Annotated in this window: 1 protein-coding gene; it reads right to left on the minus strand. The window is 68.8% G+C overall.

Annotation, left to right across the window (positions count from 1 at the left end; all coding sequences use genetic code 11):
* A partial coding sequence (locus tag J7E68_RS16955) for a pyruvate carboxylase (RefSeq protein ID WP_251049093.1) occupies nucleotides 1–2,294 on the minus strand: 2,294 nt, incomplete at its 3' end.
* Nucleotides 2,295–2,383: the final 89 nt, after the last annotated feature.

Here is a 2,383-nt window from a genome sequence, read left to right on the forward strand (position 1 = left end):
GCGGATGCCGCATCCACGGCATCCACCCCGGCGGCGCTGGCGGCGAGCAGCGTCGCGAGCTGACCACCCGGGGTGTCGTGCGTGTGCAGATGCACAGGGAGGTCGAAGCGGTCGCGCAGTGCGGCGACGAGCCTGGCTGCTGCAGCCGGCCGCAGCAGACCCGCCATGTCCTTGATCGCGATGATGTGGGCCCCGGCTGCGACGATCTGGTCAGCGAGGCGCAGGTAGTAGTCGAGCGTGTAGAGATCTTCCGCCGGGTTCAGGAGGTCTCCGGTGTAGCAGAGCGCTACCTCGGCGACGGCAGTGCCGGTGCTGCGCACCGCCTCGATCGCCGGCCGCATCTGCTCGACGTCGTTGAGCGCGTCGAAGATCCGGAAGATGTCGACCCCGCTCGCCGCGGCCTCTCGCACGAACGCCTCGGTCACGGCCGTCGGGTACGGGGTGTAGCCGACCGTGTTGCGTCCACGGAGGAGCATCTGGATGGCCACGTTCGGCAGAGCTGCACGGAGCTTGTCGAGGCGCTCCCACGGATCCTCGCCGAGGAAGCGCAGTGCGACATCGTACGTAGCGCCGCCCCAGGCCTCGACCGAGAGCAGCTCCGGCGTCATTCGAGCGATGTGGGGTGCCACTGCGACGAGGTCACGAGTGCGGACCCGTGTCGCCAGCAGTGACTGGTGCGCGTCCCGGAAGGTGGTGTCGGTGACCGCGAGCGCGCTCTGCTCACGCAGGCTCTTCGCGAAGCCCTCGGGACCGAGGTCGAGGAGGCGCTGACGCGAGCCGGCGACCGGTTGCGCGGTCATGTCGAGCGCGGGGAGCTTGGTTCGCGGATCGATCGACCCGGGATGCGCGCCGTTCGGCTTGTTGACCGTGACGTCGACCAGCCAGTTCAGGATCCTCGTGCCGCGGTCCTTGGACTCGCGTCCGCGGAGAAGGTCGGGGCGCTCGTCGATGAACGACGTGCTCACGTCTCCGGCGATGAAGGCGTCGTCGTCGAGCAGCGCCTGCAGGAACGGGATGTTCGTCGAGACGCCCCGGATGCGGAACTCCGCCAACGCGCGGCGGGCACGAGCGACCGCTGCGGGGTAGTCGCGTCCGCGACAGGTGAGCTTGGCGAGCATCGAGTCGAAGTGCGGGCTGATCTGAGCGCCCTGGTGCACGGTACCGCCGTCGAGGCGGATGCCGGCGCCACCGGGCGACCGGTACGTGGTGATCTTGCCGGTGTCCGGCCGGAAGCCCTGAGTCGGGTCCTCGGTGGTGATGCGGCACTGCAGGGCAGCGCCGCGCACATGGAGGTTCTCCTGCTCGAGCCCGAGCTCGGCGAGCGTCTGCCCGGCGGCGATGCGCATCTGCGTCTGCACGAGGTCGACGTCGGTGACCTCCTCGGTCACGGTGTGCTCGACCTGGATGCGCGGGTTCATCTCGATGAAGACGACCTCGCCGGTACGCTCCCCCGCTGTCTCGAGCAAGAACTCGACGGTCCCCGCGTTCTCGTACCCGATCGACCGGGCGAAGGCGACGGCATACCCGTGCAGTGCGGTGCGGATGCTCTGGTCGAGATTCGGTGCCGGTGCGATCTCGACCACCTTCTGGTGGCGGCGCTGCACCGAGCAGTCTCGCTCGAAGAGGTGAACGGTCTCACCGGTCTTGTCGGCGACGATCTGCACCTCGATGTGGCGGGGGCGCAGCACGGCCTGCTCGAGGAACATCCGCGGGTCGCCGAACGCGCTCTCCGCTTCGCGCATCGCCTCAGCGAGCGCGGGAGCGAGCTCCGCCGCGGACTCGACCCGACGCATGCCTCGGCCGCCGCCACCGGCGACGGCCTTGGCGAAGAGCGGGAAGCCGATCTCCGAGGCCTGTGCCACGAGCGCGTCGATGTCGTCAGATGCTTGCGTCGACCGGAGCACGGGGACACCGGCATCGATCGCATGGCGCTTCGCCTCGACCTTGTTGCCTGCCATCTCGAGGACGTGGGCGGGCGGGCCGATGAAGACGATGCCGTTCGCCGCGGCCTTCTCGGCCAGCTCCGGGTTCCCCGACAGGAAGCCGTAGCCCGGGTAGATCGCGTCCGCTCCGGCATCCTTGGCGACCCTGATGATCTCGTCGACGTCGAGATAGGCCCGGACCGGGTGCCCCCGCTCGCCGATCTCGTACGCCTCATCGGCCTTGAGCCGATGCACGGACCCACGGTCTTCGTGAGGGAAGACGGCGACCGTTCTCGCCCCGACCTCGAATGCCGCTCGGAAGGCGCGGATCGCGATCTCGCCGCGGTTCGCCACAAGGATCTTCTGGAACATGCACACCTCTGGAAGCTCGATGCGCGCCGTGATCGGGTGCACATGGGGCGGGGCTGAGTGTGCACCCAGCATAGGGGAACGTAAAGTGG

The organism is Microbacterium sp. ISL-103, assembly GCF_018613995.1.
Lineage (GTDB): Bacteria > Actinomycetota > Actinomycetes > Actinomycetales > Microbacteriaceae > Microbacterium.